This window comes from Leisingera sp. M523, assembly GCF_025141335.1.
Taxonomy (GTDB): Bacteria; Pseudomonadota; Alphaproteobacteria; order Rhodobacterales; family Rhodobacteraceae; genus Leisingera.
This window is the reverse complement of the sequence record NZ_CP081036.1, coordinates 1,310,447-1,329,161: the sequence shown is the minus strand read 5'-3', so window position 1 is coordinate 1,329,161 and position 18,715 is coordinate 1,310,447. Positions and strand designations below refer to the sequence as shown.

The window sequence follows — 18,715 nt, the reverse complement described above, 5'->3', positions numbered from 1 at the left end:
GCGCAGCCCGTTGACTGTGCCTCCTGAACCTATGCTGATCTTGCCGCGCATCTGCAATAAGCCGGCCACAGCCAGCGACGTCCGGCGCCCGCACATGGCCTGCCCCATTGACAAGGGCCAGACAGTACCCCAGTGCAAGGCCCATGTTACGTATCAGCGATATATCCTATGCGGTCGAAGGCCGTCTTTTGTTCGATGGCGCCAGCGCCACGATCCCCACTGGCCACAAGGTTGGATTGGTCGGCCGCAACGGCACCGGCAAAACCACGCTGTTCCGGCTGATCCGCAATGAGCTGTCGCTGGAATCCGGCGCCATTTCCCTGCCCAGCAAAGCGCGGATCGGCGGCATTGCCCAGGAAGCGCCATCTTCAAACGTGTCGCTGATCGATACGGTGCTTGCTGCGGACACTGAACGCGCCGAATTGATGGCCGAGTCCGAGACCGCGCAGGATCCCGGACGGATTGCCGAAATTCAGACCCGGCTTTCAGATATCGACGCATGGTCGGCCGAGGCACGCGCCGCTGCCATCCTCAAAGGTCTCGGGTTTGATTTTGCCGCCCAGCAACGCCCTTGCTCCGACTATTCGGGTGGCTGGCGGATGCGGGTGGCCCTGGCTGCGGTGCTGTTTTCACAGCCTGACCTCTTGCTGCTGGACGAACCAACCAACTATCTGGATCTTGAAGGCGCGCTGTGGCTCGAAGCCTATCTTGTGAAATATCCGCATACGGTGATCATCATCAGCCACGACCGCGAACTGCTGAACCGCTCGGTGAACGGCATTCTGCATCTCGAAGAGCTGGGCCTGACCTATTACTCCGGCAACTATGACCAGTTTGCCCGTCAGCGCGCCGCAAACCGCGCCAATCAGGCAGCACAGGCCAAGAAGCAGGACGCCCGCCGGGCGCATTTGCAGGCCTTTGTGGACCGGTTCAAAGCCAAGGCCAGCAAGGCCAAACAGGCGCAAAGCCGGGTCAAAATGCTGGAGAAGATGGAGACCATCCGCGCGCCCGAAGACGCCGCACGCACCGTTTTCACCTTCCCCGAACCTGAGGAGCTGTCGCCGCCGATCATCGCAACCGAGGGCGCCTCGGTCGGCTATGACGGCACTGCGATCCTCAGCCGTCTGGATCTGCGTATTGATCAGGACGACCGCATCGCGCTGCTTGGCAAGAACGGCGAGGGTAAATCCACCCTGTCCAAAATGCTGTCGGGCCGTCTGGATGTGATGGCCGGCAAGATGACCCAGTCCGGCAAGCTGCGGATCGGGTTCTTTGCCCAGCATCAGGTGGATGAGCTGCACATTGACGAAACCCCGCTGCAGCATTTGCAGCGCGAACGCCCGAACGAAGGCCAGGCCCGGCTGCGGGCCCGGCTGGCCGGGTTCGGCCTGGGGTCGGATCAGGCTGATACCGAAGTTGGCCGTCTCTCTGGCGGGCAAAAGGCGCGGCTGTCGCTGCTGCTGGCCACCCTGCCCGCTCCGCATCTACTGATCCTCGATGAGCCGACCAACCACCTGGATATCGAAAGCCGCGAGGCGCTGGTCGAAGCGCTGACCGCCTATTCCGGTGCGGTCATTCTGGTCAGCCACGACATGCACCTCCTTAGCCTGGTCGCGGACCGGCTGTGGCTGGTGTCCGGCGGCACGGTGAAACCGTTTGAGGGCGACCTGCCGGCCTACCGCGATCTGCTGCTGACGCGCGACAAACCCGCAGGCAAATCCAAGGCCAAGGCCGAAAAACCCAAGCGCCCCAGCCGCGACGCCATTCAGGCCCTGCGCGCCGAGGTCCGCAAAGGTGAGGCGCGCCTGGAGAAGGTCAGCGAAATGCGCGACAAGCTGGCTAAAAAACTGGCGGACCCTGCCCTATATGATGACGGACGCAAAGACGAAGCCATTGTCTGGCAGCGCAAATATGCCGAAGTGATGGAAGCCCAGGACCGCGCCGAGGAGCTGTGGCTGAAAGCGGTGGAGAAACTGGAAAAAGCAGAGGCGCAGTGATCGACACGGCCTTTCTGATCACTTCATTTGTCACGCTGTTTGTCATTGTTGACCCGATCGGCCTGACACCGATCTTTCTGGCGCTGACACAGGGCATGACACCCGCACAGCGGCGTGCGATTGCCCTGCGTTCGACCATAACCGCAGCAATTCTGCTTGCGCTGTTTGCGGCACTTGGCGAGGCGGTGCTTGGCTTTGCGGGCATTTCCATGGCTGCCTTCCGCATTGCCGGGGGCGTGCTGTTGTTCCTCACTGCGCTTGATATGCTGTTTGAACGCCGCAACAAGCGGCGCGAAGACCGCAGCGAAGAGGATGATTTTGATGATCCGTCCATCTTCCCGCTGGCGATCCCGCTGATTGCAGGCCCCGGGTCCATCGCCACTGTCATCCTGCTGGCGGGGCAGCAGCCCGGCATCGCCGGCTTTGCCATGGTGATGGGCGTGGTGGTTGCGGTGCTGGCGATCCTGTTGGTGATGTGTCTGTTCTCCGGCCTGTTCGAACGCTTGCTGGGCAAGACCGGCATCACCGTTGTGACCCGCCTTCTGGGCATGCTGCTGGCGGCGCTTTCCGTGCAGTTCGTGCTCGACGGGCTGCGCGCTTTTGGATTTGCAGGCTAGCATAACGCCCCGGCCCGCCTACATTATATTCAGGAGGTGCGCAGATGGGCGAGTTTGAGATCGGGCGGGTTATCTATCTGGTTGTTCTGCTGGTTGCAGTGGGTTCCTGGGTGTTTGTGCAAAACCGCCAATCCATCGGCAAGACACTGCAGATGTTTGCGGTCTGGGGCTTTATCTTCCTTGGTGTGATCGCCTCTTACGGGCTGTGGGAGGATATCCGCCAAACCGTGCGCCCGCAGCAAAGCGTCGCGGTGGAGGCCGGACGGGTCGAAGTCCCGCGCGCGCCGGACGGGCATTATTATCTGACCCTTGAGGTGAACGGCGCAGCTGTCCCGTTCCTGGTCGACACCGGCGCCAGTGAAGTTGTGCTGAACGCGCGCGATGCAGAGCGTGCAGGCATCGATACCGGCAGCCTTGCGTATCTCGGCCGCGCCCGCACCGCCAATGGCGAGGTGCGCACGGCCTCGGTCTGGATCGAAGAAATGTCGCTGGGCGGCATCACCGACACGGATGTGCGCGTGTGGGTGAACCAGGGCGAGCTGGAGCAATCCCTCTTGGGAATGGGTTACCTGCAGCGCTGGTCCAGCATCGAAATCCGCAATGGTGCATTGGTGCTGACCCGCTGATCATGCGCCTGGCGGCGCAGGCCTCCGGCAGGGGTATTTAGGACCAGAAAGAAGCCAAGGCACTTTTCTTCCTTTGGGCAAGAGGGGCAGCGCCGCTGCCCTGCGATCACCCTTTGTCCGGAACCGGCAGAATGAAGCCGTTGATCGGATAGACCCGCCCGTAGGCCCCCGGATTGCTTTCCAAGCGAACGGCGGACCAGTCGTTTGCCGCAGACACGTCAATCACCGCCATGCCCAGCGACACCTTGTTGCGGCGCCAGTTGGCGTGATTGATCCGGATCCGGCGCGAATCCTCTACCTTGGAGACCACTGCCACATGCCCCAGCGGATTGGAGCGGGTCGCCCGGAACGCCATCACCGCGCCTGTTTGCGGCTGCTGGCCGCGGCTGAACTGTCCCTTGGCCTGTGCCCACCAGGTTTTGGCATTGCCGAAAATCTCAATCCCGCTGGCATTGCGGGCAAAGGGCACGCACCAGACACGGCTCCCTCTTGATTGCAAAGACTGGACTTCCTGAACCGCGTATTCCAGACGCGCGGCCTCGGCCTCGGCCCGGGCCACCGATCCGCCTTGAATATCACCGCAATTGGCAAGAAACAGCAGCCCCGCCCCAACAAACGGCAGCAGCCGCGCCCGACGGAACACATGTGATTTTTTCATCTGTCCCCCAGTGTCCTGGTCTTTTGTTCTGATCTTTTGACCGGGAGGATTACTGCGGCAGCGCCTTTTGCGCGAGCATTTCCTGCCAAGCTGAAACAAATCTGAAGGATATTGGCAAAATCCCGCCGATACTGCGGGCTAACAGGCCGGTTTCCCGGCCTATTTCTCGGCCTTCTTCTCCCAACGCCCGCCCTCTTCGGACCAGTATTGGGCGGAACAGCCGGCATCTGTCAGGGATTTCCACTGGCTGCGGGCGTGCTGCACGGCTTGCGGATCGGTGCCATCGAACAGAATACAGACACGGCTCAGCGTCTGAACCTCATCGGCGCTGACCGCGGCGCCATCCACCGCCATCACACAGTCCGGGGTATTGGCCGCCTCCGGCCCTGCGGTCAGCAGAACCGGCTGCAGCGCGTCATGGGGGCCGCCCGCCAGGCCATGGGGCAGGAAGCTTTCCTCCGGTCCCAGCCACAGACGGTCATCCAGCCAGGCCATGCGCTCGGGGTCGCGCCCGCGCACCGCAATGCGCCAGCCCGCCCCGCGCGCCTTATCCAGAAGAACCGGCAAGGTTTCCTCCAGCGGCCTGCGCGTCAGATGATAGAAATAGGCAGCGCCCATAAGTGTTTATTCCGCCTCGAACTTATCCGCGACCAGACGGTTCAGTGCCATCACGCCCCAGCCGGTGGCGCCTTTGGGCGCATAGTCCGTTTCCGCCTTGACCGAGGCAACGCCGGCAATGTCCAGATGGATCCAGGGCATATCGTCCTTGATGAACCTAGCCAGGAACTGCGCCGCGGTGATGGAACCCGCCGGGCGCCCGCCAACGTTTTTCATATCGGCAATGCGCGATTTCAACTGATCGTCATAGGCCTTGCCCAACGGCATCCGCCAGGCGCCTTCATCCTCGGAGCGCGCGGCCTTGAGGAAGGCATTGCACAGATCGTCATCATTGGAGAACACGCCAGCGTTCTCATGCCCGAGGCCGATAATGATTGCGCCGGTCAAGGTCGCCAGATCGATAACACCCGCAGGTTTGAACCGCTCCTGCGCGTACCAAAGCACATCACACAGAACCAGACGGCCCTCGGCGTCGGTGTTGATGATCTCAACCGTGTCGCCCTTCATCGATTTCACCACATCGCCCGGACGGGTGGCATTGCCCGAAGGCATGTTCTCCACAAGGCCGACCAGCCCGACCACATTGGCCTTGGCTTTGCGCAGCGCCAGGGCCTTCATCGTGCCGGCCACAACACCGGCGCCGCCCATGTCCATGGTCATGTCTTCCATGCCGCCCGCAGGCTTCAGGGAGATTCCGCCGGTATCGAACACCACGCCCTTGCCGACCAGCGCCAGCGGGGCTGCGCCCTTGGCGCCGCCTTTCCACTGCATCACCGCCACTTTGGACGGGCTGTCAGAGCCCTGTCCAACACACAGCAGCGTGCGCATGCCCAGCTTTTCCAGGTCCGCCTCTTCCAGGACCTCAACCTCAAGCCCGATCTCCTTCATCTCTTCGATACGGCGGGCGAATTCCGTGGTGGTCAGCACATTGGCAGGCTCATTGACCAAATCCCGGGTCATGTGAACGCCCTCGGCCACTGCCAGCAACGGCGCGCAGGCGGCCTCCAGATCGGACGGCATCTTGGAAGCGATCACCACCTCGCCCTCGGGCTTGTCTTCGGCGGGGGTCTTATGGTCATCAAAGCCATAGTCGCGCAGCGCCAGCCCCATGGTGAGGTCAGCAGCCTTGTTCATGCTGCCGGCCATCACCGTCAGCCGCTTGCCCGCTGCCGCCTTGGCCAGTTTTGCGCCCGCCTTGCGCGCCTCTGCCGGAGTCAGCTTGCGCGGCAGAACCAGCACATCCAGTGCCTCGGCCTGCATGCCTGCGGGCCAGCCGAGCGACACTACATCACCCGCCTTGGCCTTCTTGAAGCCGTCCGATTCGACCAGCCGGGCAATTGCGCCCTTGCTCAGCCGGTTGGCGGTGCGCGCGGCCTGATCCAAGCTGCCCTCGGGCGTGACCATCACCGCCACGCGGCCGGTCATTTCCGACAGTGCCTTGGGGTCGTATTCGGCAAAACGGATCGGGGTTAGGCTGCTCATTCTCGCGCGCTCCTGCTGGTTTCATATGGTTCTTGGCATAAGAGGTATCCTGCGCAGGGGCGCTTGGCCAGACCCGCCTTTGCGCCCGCGGCGGCCGCGATCTGCCGCCGAATGAGGCGCCTTGCGAGAATGCAGTTTTCCCCGCCCGGCAAATCCACTAATGTCGCGCAAAATCACAATGGTCTGGGGGGATCGGGTGTCACGCTACGACAGATACGTGCTGTCACAATATCTGCTCTTCTTCGGCTTCTTTGCGCTGATTCTGGTGGCCGTGTTCTGGGTCAACCGGGCAGTTGTGCTGTTTGACCGGCTGATCGGCAACGGGCAGTCGGCCTTGGTGTTTCTTGAATTCACCGCGCTCACCCTGCCGAACCTCATCCGCATGGTGCTGCCGATTGCCGCCTTTGGCGCCTCGGTCTGGGTGACCAACCGGCTGAACAGCGAAAGCGAGCTGACAGTGCTGCGCGCCACCGGCACCAGCCCCTGGCAGATGGCGCGGCCGGCCCTCGCATTCGGTGTCATCACGGCTCTGATGATGTCGGCACTGACCCACTACCTGCTTCCCGCCTCGATCAGCCAGCTGGAGGTGCGTGAAAGCGAAGTCTCCCGCAACATCACCGCTAAACTGCTGAGCGAGGGCGATTTCCTGCACCCGGCAGACGGTGTTACATTCTATATCCGCCAGATCGACCCGGACGGCACCTTGAACGACGTTTTCCTGTCTGACCGCCGCGACCCGGCGACGACGGTGACTTATACCGGTGCCCGCGCCTTTCTTGTGCGTGACGGAGGCAGCGCGCATCTGATCATGGTGGAAGGCATGGCGCAGCGGCTGGACAATCAGACGCAACGGCTTTCGACCACGTTCTTCTCGGATTTCTCATATGATATCAGCGCACTGGCCCGGAAAACGGAAAACCCGGCGCGCAACATCCGTGCGATCCCAAGCTTGGAGCTGATGACCAGCACCCAGGCCGTCACCCGCAGCGATGGCTACTCCGCAGGCGCCCAGGCCGAAGAGCTGCACCTGCGCTTTGCCCGTGCCCTGGTCTGTGTGGCCGTCGCCCTGATCGGGTTTTCCGCGCTGATGCTGGGAACATTCTCGCGGTTCGGCGTGTGGCGGCAGGCTTTCCTGGCCTTTGTTGTGCTGATCTTTGTCGAGGGCTTGCGCGGGGTTGTCTCGGAACCGGTTCTGCAAAACCCCAGCCTGTGGCCGCTGATTTACCTGCCGACCTTGCTGGGGCTTTTGGTGGCGCTGATCTTTATGGTTCTGTCAGTCCGGCCCAAACGGACCCGGGCGGAGGCGCCCGCATGAAGCTTGATCTTTACTATGCCCGGCGCTTTCTGCAGTGGTTCCTGGTGATTGTTGCGGTACTGATGACGCTGGTGGTGCTGATCGATCTGAACGAACAGGTCCGCCGTTTCGAGGCGATCGACCTCAGCCTGGCGCAACTGGTTGGCCTGACCCTGCTGAACGTTCCGGCCGCCCTCAGCGAGTTTCTGCCTCTGATCATGATCCTGTCGACCATCGTGCTGTTTGTCGGCCTTGCCCGCAGCAGCGAACTGGTGGTGACCCGCGCCATCGGCCGCTCCGGCATCCGCGCGCTGGCGGCACCGGTGCTGGTAGCGGCGGCAATCGGCGCCTTGGCGGTCACCATGCTGAACCCGATCGCTTCGGCCACAGCCAACCGCTATCAGGATCTGTCCGAGACCTATCATAATGGCGGGCCGTCGGCGCTGTCGCTGTCCGGCGAAGGCCTGTGGCTGCGCCAGGGCGGTGCCAGGGGCCAGTCGGTCATCCACGCCAAGGGCTACAGCGGCGACGCTGCGGATATCACGTTGCTTGACGTCTCGATCCACGCCTACACCAGTGCCGGCGGCCTGGTGCGCCGCATCATCGCCGACAGCGCCCGGCTGGAGGGCAGCAACTGGATCCTGTCCAACGCCAAATCCTGGCCGCTGGCCGCCGGCATCAACCCCGATTCCAACGCCGCCCGGCATGACGAGCTGCAGCTGCCCACAACCCTGACCACCGACCGGATCCGCGATACCCTGGGCACCGCCAGCGGCATCTCGATCTACGATCTGCCCTCGACCATCCGCGAATTGTCTGCCGCAGGGTTTACCACCAAACGCTACGAGGTCCGCTATCAGGCAGAATTGGCCCGCCCCCTGTTTCTGATCGCCATGGTTCTGGTCGGCGCCTCCTTCACCATGCGCCACGCGCGCTTTGGCGGCACCGGGCTGGCGGTGCTGATGGCGGTCCTTTTGGGATTCGGGCTTTATTTCATCCGCAATTTCGCGCAAATCCTTGGCGAGAACGGGCAAATCCCGGTGGCCCTGGCCGCCTGGGCGCCGCCCGCCGCCGCGATACTTTTGACCTTGGGACTGCTTCTCCATGCCGAAGACGGGTAAATTGCGCCGCGCACTGCTTCTTTCGGCTGTGCTGCCCTGGCTCGCCCTGACAGCCCCGGCGCCGCAGGCGCAGACCGCGGCGCTGCCTGATCCGGCGCAGCCCGCGATGCTGGTTGCAGATCAGGTCTTCATCACCCCTGACCGCACCCTGGTGGCCGAAGGCAATGTCGAGGCGTTTCAGGGCGATATCCGGCTGCGCGCGCAAAAGATCACGTTTGATCAGACCACCGGCACCCTGCAGATCGAAGGCCCGTTCCGCATCGACCAGCAAGGCGACATCACCATACTGGCCACTGCTGCCGAGCTGGACAGAGACCTGCGCAACGGGTTGCTGACCGGCGCCCGCATGGTGTTCCAGCAGCAGCTGCAGCTGGCCTCGCTGCAAATGACCCGGGTCAGCGGCCGCTATACACAGCTTTACAAGACCGCCGTCACCTCCTGCCACGTCTGCGAGGATGGGCGTCCGCCGCTCTGGCAGATCCGGGCGGAGCGGGTGACCCACGACCAGCAGGCACGCCAGCTCTATTTCGAAAGCGCCCAGCTGCGGGTGCTCGACGTGCCGGTGTTCTATTTTCCGGCGATCCGCCTGCCTGATCCTTCACTGGAGCGGGCCAGCGGATTTCTGGTGCCCTCGATACGCTCCACGTCGAACCTGGGCACCGGGGTCAAGGCGCCCTACTTCTTCACGCTCGGCCCGCACCGCGACCTGACACTGGCGCCCTATATCTCGTCCAGCACCCAGACGCTGGACGTCCGCTACCGCCAGGCCTTCCGCCGCGGCAGGATCGAATTCAACGGCGCCTACACCCGCGACGATCTGTTTTCCGGCGAAGACCGCGGCTACATCTTTGGCGAAGGCCAGTTCGATCTGCCGCGGGACTTCCGCTTTACCTTTGACGTCAAGGCGGTCTCGGACGACGCCTATCTCGAGGACTACGGCCTGCCGGAACTGGACCGTCTGCGTTCCGAGGCGGTGCTGTCCCGGGCCAAACGCGACAGCCTGTTCCGCGCGTCCCTGACCCATTACAAAACCCTGCGGACCAGCGAAGAACAGGCAAACATTCCGTCCGGAATCGCCGAAGCCTTCTATCAGACCCGCCACCATCCCGCCCTCACCGGCGGCGAGCTGCGGCTGACCCTGCAGGGCCATGGCCACCGCCGCAGCTCCAGCATCGACGGCACCGCCACTGACAGCAACGGTCGTGATCTTGCGCGGCTCACTGCCGACATCGACTGGCGCCGCAGCTGGCGCCTGGGCTATGGTATCCTGGCGGAATGGGAACTCGGCGCCGCAGCAGATGCCTTCCGTGCTTATGACGACAGTTTTTTCAATGAGGAGGTCACCCGCCTGACCCCGCGCACCGCGCTGACCCTGCGCCTGCCGATGAGCCGCCGCGAGGCAGGCGGCGCCACCCAGTACCTGGAACCGATCCTGCAGCTGGGCTGGCGCGACGAGGGCGGCGGCAGCGTGGTCACCGAAGAAAGCCGCTTTGTCGAATTTGACCAGGGCAATCTGTTGTCGTTGTCGCGGTTTCCCTCCACCGACGCCCGCGAGGACGGCCTGACCCTTGTCTACGGCGCCAACTGGGCGCGTTATGCACCCACCGGCTGGCAGGCCTATGCCACCGTCGGCCAGGTGCTGCGCAGCGACGGCGATGACCGGTTCACCAAAAGCTCCGGCCTCAGCGGCACCTCTTCGGATTTCCTGCTGGCGGGCCAGATCAAATTCGGCGACGGGCTGGCCCTCTCGACCCGCGGCTTGCTGAACGGTTCACTGAACTTCTCCAAGGCAGAACTGCGCGGCGACTGGCGCACGGACCGCTCCAGCCTGTCCGGCACCTATCTGTGGCTCGGCACCGACCCCGATGAAGACCGGGCCGAGGAAAGCTCGGAGCTGTGGGTCGACGGCAGCTATGACATCAACCCCAGCTGGTCCGCCAGCGCCCGGCTGCGCTATGATATTTCCGGCGCCCGTGCCACCCGCGCAGGCCTTGGCGTGGCCTACAGCAACGAATGCGTGACGGTCGACCTTTCAGTCAACCGCCGCTATACCTCAACAACAAGTGTTGAGCCGACAACCGATTTCGGCTTTACCATCTCGCTCAGCGGATTTTCCGTAAAGAGCGGCAGCAAACAGTACAGGCGGTCATGCAGCAAGACGTGAATTTCCGGTTCCCGGCTCCTTTCTTTTCCCGTGTTCTAAAATCAGCAACAGCGCTGGCGCTGGCTGCGGGGCTTTCCTGGACCGGCCTGCCGGCGGGGGCACAAAACCTGTTCGCCCCGGCCATCACCGTGAATGACGAGGTCATCACCCGCTATGAGCTGGAACAGCGCGCCCGCTTCCAGTCGGCGCTGCGGGTGCCCGGCGATCCTCTGGCTACCGCCCGCGAAGAGCTGATCAACGACCGGCTCAAACTGGCTGAGCTGGAGCAGGCCGGGATCGAACTGGCCGAAGAAGACATCACCGCCGGCATGGAAGAACTGGCCGCACGCGCCAACCTGTCGCTGAACGACTTCCTGACCGCACTGCAGCAAAATGGCGTGGAGCCGCAAACCCTGCGCGATTTCACCAAGGTCGGGCTGGGCTGGCGGGAATACACCCGCGCCCGCTTCCTGTCGCGCGCCCGCCCCACTCCGGAGGAGATTGACCGCGCCATGGGCTCGGCCGGAACCGGCAGCGTCCAGGTTCTGCTCAGCGAATTCATCGTTCCGATCAACGAACAGAACGCAGCACAGGTCGAAGAGCTGATCGAACAGGTCGCCCGGCTGAAAGGCTACGAGAGTTTCTCAGCTGCCGCTGCCCAGTATTCTGCTGCCGCCAGCCGCAACGAGGGCGGACGCCTGCCCTGGATGCCGCTGACCCAGCTGCCGCCGCAGCTGCAAGAAGTTGCGCTGGCGCTGAAACCCGGCGAGATTTCCGAACCGCTGCCGCTGCAAAGCGCTGTGGCCCTGTTCCAGATGCGCGGCGTGCGCGAGGTTGAGGGCGCTGCACCGCGCTACACCGCAATCGAATATGCCGCCTATCATGTGCCCGGCGGCCGCACGCCAGAAGGGCTTGCCGCGGCGCAAAAGGTGGTGGACAGCGTCGACACCTGCGATGATTTCTATGGGCTGGCCCAGGGTCAGGACCCCTCGGTGCTGGATGTGCAAAGCCTGCAGCCGTCAGAGATCCCCCGCGACATCGCGCTGGAACTGGCCAAGCTGGACCCGAATGAAACCTCCACCGCGCTGACCCGCAATAACGGCCAGACACTGATGGTGCTGATGCTCTGCGGCCGCACTGCCGACCTGGGCGAGGACAGCTCGCGCGAGACCGTGGCCAATGCGCTGACGGCACAGCGGATGGCCTCGCTGGCCGGCAGCTACCTTGAACAGCTGCGCGCCGACGCCCGGATTGACATCAAATGAGCCAGCCCGGGCCGATTGCCCTCAGCTGCGGCGAACCCGCAGGAATCGGCCCGGAAATTGCCGTCAAGGCTTGGGACGCACTGCGCAGCTCCTGCCCGTTTTTCTGGATCGGCGACCCGCGCCACCTGCCTGCTGGCACCCCCATCAAGGAAATCTCCGCCCCCGCCGAAGCCGCGGCTTCCTGCGCAGACAGCTTCCCGGTACTGCCTCTCGCCTTCGGCGGCAGCGCAGTCAAGGGCACTGCCGACCCGGCCAACGCCGCTGGCGTCATCCGGTCCATTGAGACCGCAGTCCAATTGGTCCAGACTGGCAAAGCCGCCGCTGTCTGCACCGCCCCGATCCACAAAAAGGCGCTGATTGATGGCGCCGGCTTTGCCTACCCCGGCCATACTGAATTCCTGGCGTCCCTCGCCGGCCGGGAGCGGGTGGTAATGATGCTGGCCAGCGAGCAGCTGCGGGTTGTGCCCGCCACCATCCATATCGCCCTGTCCGACGTCCCCAAGGCCCTGACCCCGGAACTGCTGCGCGAAACCATCGAGATCACCGCAGCCGGCCTTAGCGGTCAGTTCGGCATCGCAGCGCCCTGCATTGCTGTCGCCGGGCTAAACCCGCATGCGGGCGAAGGCGGCGCCATGGGCCATGAGGAACTGGATTGGATCAACGCCCTGATCCGGCAGATGCAGTCGGAAGGCCTGAATGTCACCGGCCCGCATCCTGCGGACACGCTGTTCCACACCGCTGCCCGGGCACGGTACGATGCGGCGGTCTGCATGTATCACGACCAGGCGCTGATCCCGATCAAGACGCTGGATTTCGACCGCGGCGTCAATGTAACCTTGGGCCTGCCCTTTATCCGCACCTCTCCCGATCACGGCACCGCCTTTGACATCGCAGGCACCGGCCAAGCCAACCCAAGCAGCCTGATCGAAGCCCTGAAGCTGGCACAGCGGATGGCTGCCAGCCCTTGATTCTTCCCCGGACGGCAAATATCCCCGCCGCAGGTATGAAATTTCTAGCGCGCCGCCCGCGCCATGTCCCAAGGTACAGATGATATGAGCGCTATCGATAGCCTTCCTCCCCTGCGTGAAGTGATCGCAACGCATCAATTGTCGGCGCGCAAATCACTGGGCCAGAATTTCCTGCTGGACCTGAACCTCACCGCCAAGATCGCCCGCCAAGCCGGTGATCTGACGGGCTGTGATGTGCTGGAAATCGGCCCCGGCCCCGGCGGGTTGACACGCGGGCTGCTGGCCGAAGGTGCCCGGCGGGTGCTGGCAGTAGAGAAAGACAGCCGCTGCCTGCCCGCATTGCAGGAAATCGCAGATGCCTATCCGGGCCGGTTTGACGTTATCAACGGCGACGCGCTGGAGATCGACCCGCTGGCGCATCTGACCCCGCCGATCCGCATCGCCGCCAACCTGCCTTATAACGTCGGCACCGAACTGCTGGTGCGCTGGCTCACCCCCAAGGAATGGCCGCCGTTCTGGCAAAGCCTCACCCTGATGTTCCAGCGCGAGGTGGCCGAGCGTATCGTGGCCCTGCCCGGCTCCAAGGCCTATGGCCGGCTGGCAATCCTGGCGCAATGGCGGGCCGATGCACGCATTGTGCTGTCGCTGCCGCCCGGCGCCTTCACCCCGCCGCCCAAAGTCTCCAGTGCCGTGGTGCATCTGGATGCCCTGCCCGAACCGCGCTTCCCGGCAGATGCAGCCATCCTGTCGCGTGTCGTGGCCACGGCCTTCAACCAGCGCCGCAAAATGCTGCGCTCCTCGCTCAAGGGCGTCTCACCGGTGATCGAGGATCACCTCAACGCTGCCGGCATCCCGCCCACCGAACGCGCTGAACAGGTGAGCCTTGAGGCCTTCTGCGCGCTTGCCCGAGAGCTGGCCAAGGCCTGAAACCTCATTCCTTCTCAGCGACTGCAGCCGGTCCTTCCCACACCCCATTCCATTTCGCCCTGCCCAACACTTCTGTCCGTGAACGTCAATGCAGCCGCCTACCCGTGTAGCCGCCACGCCCTGACCGCCGATGCGCTGATGCTGGGCTTCCCCGAAGCTGTCCGGCGCTATCTGCGGGTGCCGGGACACAGCGCCTGACCCGCAGCTACGCGACCGGAGGCCAGCGGCCTGAACAGAAAACGTAAAAAGACCCCCGGGCGGTCAGCGCCGGGGGTCTTCTTGATTGCCGGGTCCGGCGCTGATTACTCAGCCGCCTCTGCCGGGCCTTCTTCGGCCTTCGGCTTGGGCTTGGGCTTGGCGCGCGGACGGGCGGGTTTCTTCGGCGCCGGTGCCTCGCCGCCTTCACTTGCTGCAGGCGCATCGTCAGCCTTGGCCGCGGGTTTGCGCGGGCGGGGCTTGCGGGCCGGAGCCTTTTTGGCGGGTGCTTCAGCCGGCGCTTCAGCAGATGCTGCCGACTGGCTTTCCGGTGTTTCCACCAGGCCGCTGTCGCCGCCATTGCCATTGTCGCCGCGCGGGTCGATCACCTCGGGCTGCGGGGCCGCTGCCGGATCGGCCGCGGGCGCTGCAGCTGCGGGGGCTGCCGCAGCGGCAGCCGCAGCTTCCCGCTCCTGGCGTTCCAGCCGCTCGGTGCGTTCGCGGTCGCGCTCGGCCTGGCGTTCGCGGTTCTGCCGCTCCTGCTCATCGCGGCGCGCATCGATTTCGCGCTGTGCTTCGTTAAGCAGCCGCAGATAATGCTCTGCATGCTGCTGGAAATTCTCTGCCGCAACCCGGTCATTGCTCAGCTGCGCGTCCCGCGCCAGCTGATTGTATTTGTCAATGATCTGCTGCGGGGTTCCGCGCACCTTGCCTTCGGGACCGGAGCTGTCGAACACCCGGTTGACAACATTGACGCCATTCGGGCGATTCCGGTTGTTCGACTTGGAACGTGAACGTGATTTTGACGATCTCATATGCCTAGCGTAAGCCTTGAGTTAATGCGCCGTAGACCCTGTTCTACGCGTCTTAGCGCCGGATCATTAGCTTTTTTGGGCTTGATGCCGCGGGAAGGCTTGGAAAGCGTTCTCCTGAAGCGGCTCCTCTTGAGTAACCATGTTACGAAGCCCCAGACAAGGGGCACAACAGTGTTTTCTTTGATTTTTCTTCCGAAATTGTGAATCTTCGCGTTAAAAACGGTGTTTTGCGCCGGAATGCGCCCGCACCACCCGGTCCCGGCCGTCCAAATCCGGCAGCACAGAAATGCCACTTAAGCCTGCCATTTCCAGCAGCGCGCCGACCGCCTGCCCTTGCGTCGGGCCGATTTCCAACAGCACCCGCCCGCCCGGCGGCAGATGCGCCGCAGCCTGCGCAGCTATCCTCCGGTAGGCGCCCAGCCCGTCGCCGCCATCTGTCAGTGCGATGCCAGGTTCATGCCCCCGAACCTCCGCAGACAGCCCGTCCATCTCGTCCAGCGCAATATAGGGCGGGTTGGATACGATCAGATCAAACGTCCCCTCGACACTCTCAAACCAGTCCGATTGCTGAATATCCGCCCGCGCTTCAACCCGGTGCAAAACGGCATTGGCGCTGGCCTGCAGGCAGGCCGCCTCGCTGATGTCCACCCCCAGGCCGGTGGCCTCCTGCCGCTCGGCCAGCAGCGTCACCAGAATACAGCCCGAGCCGACGCCTAAGTCCAGCACCCGCGCGTATGGTTCTGCCAGCGCGGCCTCGATCAGGATCTCTGTTTCGGGGCGCGGATCCAGAACATCACGCGACACTTTGAAACGGCGGCCATAGAATTCCCGCTCGCCGATCAGATGCGAGACCGGCACCCGCACCGCCCTAAGCGAAATCAGCTGCTCATACCGTTCTGCGACGTCCTGCGCCAGCTCCTCGGGCGCGATCAGCGTTACCCGGCTGGCTTCGATACGCGCCGCATGGGCCAGCAGCACCCGCGCATCCCGCGCCGGGTCCTGAACCCCAGCTGCGCGCAGCCGGGACGCCGCTGCTGCCATCGCCTGTGCCGCGGTCTCTGCCATGCTCACTGCCCCATCTCGGCCAGAAGCCGCGCCTGATTGTCTGCAGTCAGCGCATCGACAATCTCGTCCAGATCGCCGCCCATCACCTGATCCAGCTTGTAAAGCGTCAGGTTGATGCGGTGATCGGTCATCCGCCCTTGCGGAAAATTATAGGTGCGGATGCGTTCCGACCGGTCGCCCGAGCCCACCTGGCTTGCCCGGTCCGCAGACCGCTCATTGTCGATCCGCTGCCGTTCCAGATCATAGAGCCGGGTTTTCAGCACCTGCATGGCAATTTCGCGGTTTCGGTGCTGGGATTTCTCTGACGACGTCACGATCAGCCCGGTCGGCAGGTGGGTGATACGGACAGCCGAGTCGGTGGTGTTCACATGCTGCCCGCCCGCACCCGAGGCCCGCATGGTGTCGATCCGTATGTCATTCGGGTCAATATGAATGTCCACATCCTCGGCCTCCGGCAGCACCGCCACGGTGGCCGCCGAGGTATGAATGCGGCCGCCGCTTTCTGTGGTTGGCACCCGCTGCACCCGGTGCACACCGGATTCATACTTCAGCCGGGCAAAGACATTCTCACCCTTGATATGCGCCACCACTTCCTTGATGCCGCCCAGCTCAGTTGCCTGTTCCTCGATGATCTCGACTTTCCAGCCCTGTGCCTCGGCATAACGCTGGTACATCCGCAGCAGATCGCCGGCAAACAGCGCCGCCTCGTCACCGCCAGTGCCGGGCCGGATTTCCAGCATCGCAGGGCGGCCATCGGCGGCGTCCTTGGGCAGCAAGGCCAGCTGCAGCGCCTGCTCGGCTTCGGGGATCGCATCCTTCAGCGCAGGGATCTCTTCCTCCGCCAGATCCTTCATGTCCGGATCGGCCAGCATCAGCTCGGCCTCCTCCAGGTCGCTCAGCAACTTACGATAGGCGCTGATCTGTTCCGCCACCGGGCGCAGGCCGGAATATTCCTTGGCCAGCGCCGCAATATCCCCGCCCCCGGCACCATCCGCCATTGCGGCTTCAAGATACTGAAACCGCTGCAGGATCTGTTCCAGCCGCTCTTCGGGGACCATGGGCGCGCCTATTCTTGTTCATGTTTTGGCCAAATCTTGCCTCTGTGATATGCTAGAGCCATGAAACATGCCAGTGCCCTTGTCGTTTCCATTCTAATGGCTGCCTCCGGCAGTGCCTGGGCTGATGTGACCGGACCGGGCGGCAAGACCATCGACTGCTACTGCACCGACAAGTCCGGCAGCCGGGTTGAGCTGGGCGAGCTGCGCTGCCTGCAGGTCGACGGACGTATGTTCATGGCGCAATGCCAAATGTCGCTGAACGTGCCGATGTGGCGCGAGGTGCAAAGCAGCTGCCTGTCGGCGTCGCTGGGGGATGTGCCGGGGTTATCAAGCGAGCCATTGGTGTTGCCGCATCTCTGACGCACTGGTCTGGCAAACCAATAGGCCCGGTTCACCAGGCATGTATCAGGCCTCAGAAATCCCAACCTGATAAAACGCCATTCCCACGCAGCCGGCAGCCTCGGCCAGCGCCTTGAACTCACTGGTGCACAGGACTTCTCTCGACTTCTGGTCACGCCACAGCATTGCGCCCTTCAGCGCGGATCGATGCACCCGGCTTTTGGGCAAAAGCCCAGGAATGGTCGATTCATCGTGAAAGGAAATGGTCGTAGTTTCGCTGTTTTCAACATCCAGAGAATCCTTTGTCTGCTTCACCGCAGCAAAGAAATACTCTGGCGCGTTGATCACCCGCTCATGACGCAAGTCATACAACTGAGATACAGGCGCAAAACTGCACAGCCCGGGATCCGCCGCCATAACGGCGTCCATCAACTCCTGACGGAATGCAGGAAAATCATCTTCCGCCCAACCGAATTGGCCCAATACATCCGGCAATTCCAGTACGTCCGGATTGATAAGCGTCCAGTGACTGGCAAAGTTACGCCTTGCCTCCTCATCAAAACTTCCTGCTTCGATATGACGGATACGTGACGTCCATTTGCCTTCAGGCCACGGACTAGGAGCCTCTCCTGCTCTTGGTGAAAACTCGAAGGTAACTGACCGTTTGTCTCCATGCGCCATTATTGGCCGGTAGCAAAGCAATTCTTTGCAATCACTTGTCATATGTCACGTCCTCAATCAGCAGTCCCTATTGCATAGGCGCTTCTTATTAGAGCTTTCAAGCACATCATTCTTTGCAAACCAAAGCCGCCCATCCGAGCCGGGTCAAGGGTGGCGCAGCCACCGCGCGCCAGCGCAGCTTGCCCTTGACGCGACAGCAACAAACACAATCGAAAGGGCGTCTTCAGGGGCAGTCCTGCCTCTGAAGCGCTTCTCAGCAATACAATGGCTCTGCCGCCCAAGGCGGCAGAGCCCGCGCCGCGCAAAGCGCGGCGCCCGGCCCAACTGTGAGGGGCTTTTCCCAAAAGCCCGCGAACAGGCGGGAGAACACCCTGGGTGTTACTCTCCGGCGGCAGCGGCCTGCGGATCCTCCGCCATCTCCGCCAGCCAGGTGTTGATCCGCTCTTTGTTGGCGCCCAGATCCGACCGCCCGAACCGCAGCCGGGCATAGACCTTCAGCAGATCCCCGTCCTGCGCGGCAGTGGTATAATCCGGAAACCCCAGCACCTGGGTGCGGGTGATATAGGTCACCATGCCGTCATCCGGCCCGCCCGCCAGCACGCTGGTGCGCGGGGCGTGGCTGGCAATGCGGTGGAACCGCTCCAGCCCGTCCGGCCCCGAGCGCACCACCCTGAACACGCCGCCGCGGAACTCCTTGTCTTCGGTGAACTCCGGCTGGGTGTTCCAGTCCAACGGATCGCTTGGCGCCAGCCGGACAAAGCCCAAGACAGCAATGCCTGCCGCCAATACCAGCCAGGCAAACAGCATCAGCCGCCTCATTGCGGTTTCAAGGTCAACCCTTGCCTC

Annotated in this window: 18 protein-coding genes; 10 read left to right on the top strand and 8 right to left on the bottom strand. The window is 63.1% G+C overall.

The window, feature by feature from the left end; translation table 11 throughout:
- The first annotated feature begins 143 nt into the window (after positions 1–143).
- From K3557_RS06530 to K3557_RS06520, 3 genes are read left to right on the top strand one after another with little or no spacing between them, the layout of a single operon-like run.
- Positions 144–1,997 carry an ABC-F family ATP-binding cassette domain-containing protein gene (locus K3557_RS06530; RefSeq protein ID WP_259998545.1) on the top strand — a complete coding sequence of 618 codons (1,854 nt, stop codon included), beginning with the start codon at positions 144–146 and terminating at the stop codon, positions 1,995–1,997.
- A complete protein-coding gene (locus K3557_RS06525; protein ID WP_259991639.1) occupies positions 1,994–2,614 on the top strand; it encodes a MarC family protein in 621 nt (206 codons plus the stop codon). Before K3557_RS06530 ends, K3557_RS06525 begins: the two co-directional genes overlap by 4 nt.
- A gap of 44 nt (positions 2,615–2,658) precedes the next feature.
- Positions 2,659–3,240 (top strand): TIGR02281 family clan AA aspartic protease, encoded by a 582-nt coding sequence (locus K3557_RS06520; protein ID WP_129371171.1) that lies wholly within the window; start codon positions 2,659–2,661, stop codon positions 3,238–3,240.
- Between the two features lie 106 nt (positions 3,241–3,346).
- On the opposite strand, the gene K3557_RS06515 is transcribed toward K3557_RS06520, so the two are convergent.
- The 3 genes from K3557_RS06515 to K3557_RS06505 all read right to left on the bottom strand — a co-directional run bounded on the left by K3557_RS06515 (position 3,347) and on the right by K3557_RS06505 (position 5,998).
- Positions 3,347–3,898 (bottom strand): CHAP domain-containing protein, encoded by a 552-nt coding sequence (locus K3557_RS06515; RefSeq protein ID WP_259998543.1) that lies wholly within the window; start codon positions 3,896–3,898, stop codon positions 3,347–3,349.
- A gap of 159 nt (positions 3,899–4,057) precedes the next feature.
- Positions 4,058–4,516, bottom strand: a complete 459-nt coding sequence (locus K3557_RS06510; protein WP_259998541.1) for a DNA polymerase III subunit chi — start codon at positions 4,514–4,516, stop codon at positions 4,058–4,060.
- Between the two features lie 6 nt (positions 4,517–4,522).
- Positions 4,523–5,998, bottom strand: coding sequence for a leucyl aminopeptidase (locus K3557_RS06505; RefSeq protein ID WP_259998539.1), 1,476 nt, complete (start codon positions 5,996–5,998; stop codon positions 4,523–4,525).
- Positions 5,999–6,194: 196 nt separating this feature from the next.
- On the opposite strand from K3557_RS06505, the gene lptF reads away from it, so the two are divergent.
- The 6 genes from lptF to rsmA all read left to right on the top strand — a co-directional run bounded on the left by lptF (position 6,195) and on the right by rsmA (position 13,716).
- Positions 6,195–7,313, top strand: a complete 1,119-nt coding sequence (gene lptF, locus K3557_RS06500; RefSeq protein ID WP_259999573.1) for an LPS export ABC transporter permease LptF — start codon at positions 6,195–6,197, stop codon at positions 7,311–7,313.
- Entirely contained in the window at positions 7,310–8,413 is a 1,104-nt protein-coding gene (gene lptG / locus K3557_RS06495; protein ID WP_259998537.1) for an LPS export ABC transporter permease LptG, read from the top strand. The genes lptF and lptG overlap by 4 nt, the downstream gene beginning before the upstream one ends.
- Positions 8,397–10,577 (top strand): LPS-assembly protein LptD, encoded by a 2,181-nt coding sequence (locus tag K3557_RS06490; protein ID WP_259998535.1) that lies wholly within the window; start codon positions 8,397–8,399, stop codon positions 10,575–10,577. Before lptG ends, K3557_RS06490 begins: the two co-directional genes overlap by 17 nt.
- A complete protein-coding gene (locus tag K3557_RS06485) occupies positions 10,562–11,821 on the top strand; it encodes a peptidylprolyl isomerase (protein WP_259998533.1) in 1,260 nt (419 codons plus the stop codon). The genes K3557_RS06490 and K3557_RS06485 overlap by 16 nt, the downstream gene beginning before the upstream one ends.
- Positions 11,818–12,789, top strand: coding sequence for a 4-hydroxythreonine-4-phosphate dehydrogenase PdxA (gene pdxA / locus K3557_RS06480; RefSeq protein ID WP_259998531.1), 972 nt, complete (start codon positions 11,818–11,820; stop codon positions 12,787–12,789). Before K3557_RS06485 ends, pdxA begins: the two co-directional genes overlap by 4 nt.
- A gap of 84 nt (positions 12,790–12,873) precedes the next feature.
- Positions 12,874–13,716, top strand: coding sequence for a 16S rRNA (adenine(1518)-N(6)/adenine(1519)-N(6))-dimethyltransferase RsmA (gene rsmA, locus K3557_RS06475; RefSeq protein WP_259998528.1), 843 nt, complete (start codon positions 12,874–12,876; stop codon positions 13,714–13,716).
- A gap of 302 nt (positions 13,717–14,018) precedes the next feature.
- Here the strand turns inward: rsmA and K3557_RS06470 are convergent, their stop codons facing one another.
- From K3557_RS06470 to prfA, 3 genes are all read right to left on the bottom strand, one after another.
- Positions 14,019–14,726: a DUF4167 domain-containing protein gene (locus K3557_RS06470; RefSeq protein WP_259998526.1), complete on the bottom strand. Its 708-nt coding sequence runs from the start codon at positions 14,724–14,726 to the stop codon at positions 14,019–14,021.
- A gap of 213 nt (positions 14,727–14,939) precedes the next feature.
- A complete protein-coding gene (prmC, locus tag K3557_RS06465) occupies positions 14,940–15,791 on the bottom strand; it encodes a peptide chain release factor N(5)-glutamine methyltransferase (RefSeq protein WP_259998523.1) in 852 nt (283 codons plus the stop codon).
- A gap of 2 nt (positions 15,792–15,793) precedes the next feature.
- On the bottom strand, positions 15,794–16,849 hold the full coding sequence (gene prfA / locus K3557_RS06460) for a peptide chain release factor 1 (RefSeq protein WP_259991616.1): 1,056 nt from the start codon (positions 16,847–16,849) through the stop codon (positions 15,794–15,796).
- Positions 16,850–16,909: 60 nt separating this feature from the next.
- On the opposite strand from prfA, the gene K3557_RS06455 reads away from it, so the two are divergent.
- A complete protein-coding gene (locus K3557_RS06455) occupies positions 16,910–17,209 on the top strand; it encodes a hypothetical protein (RefSeq protein ID WP_259998521.1) in 300 nt (99 codons plus the stop codon).
- Between the two features lie 45 nt (positions 17,210–17,254).
- On the opposite strand, the gene K3557_RS06450 is transcribed toward K3557_RS06455, so the two are convergent.
- Both K3557_RS06450 and K3557_RS06445 read right to left on the bottom strand, forming a co-directional pair.
- Positions 17,255–17,869: an imm11 family protein gene (locus K3557_RS06450; RefSeq protein ID WP_259998519.1), complete on the bottom strand. Its 615-nt coding sequence runs from the start codon at positions 17,867–17,869 to the stop codon at positions 17,255–17,257.
- A 378-nt stretch (positions 17,870–18,247) separates the two neighbouring features.
- On the bottom strand, positions 18,248–18,688 hold the full coding sequence (locus K3557_RS06445) for a DUF1499 domain-containing protein (RefSeq protein ID WP_259991611.1): 441 nt from the start codon (positions 18,686–18,688) through the stop codon (positions 18,248–18,250).
- Positions 18,689–18,715: the final 27 nt, after the last annotated feature.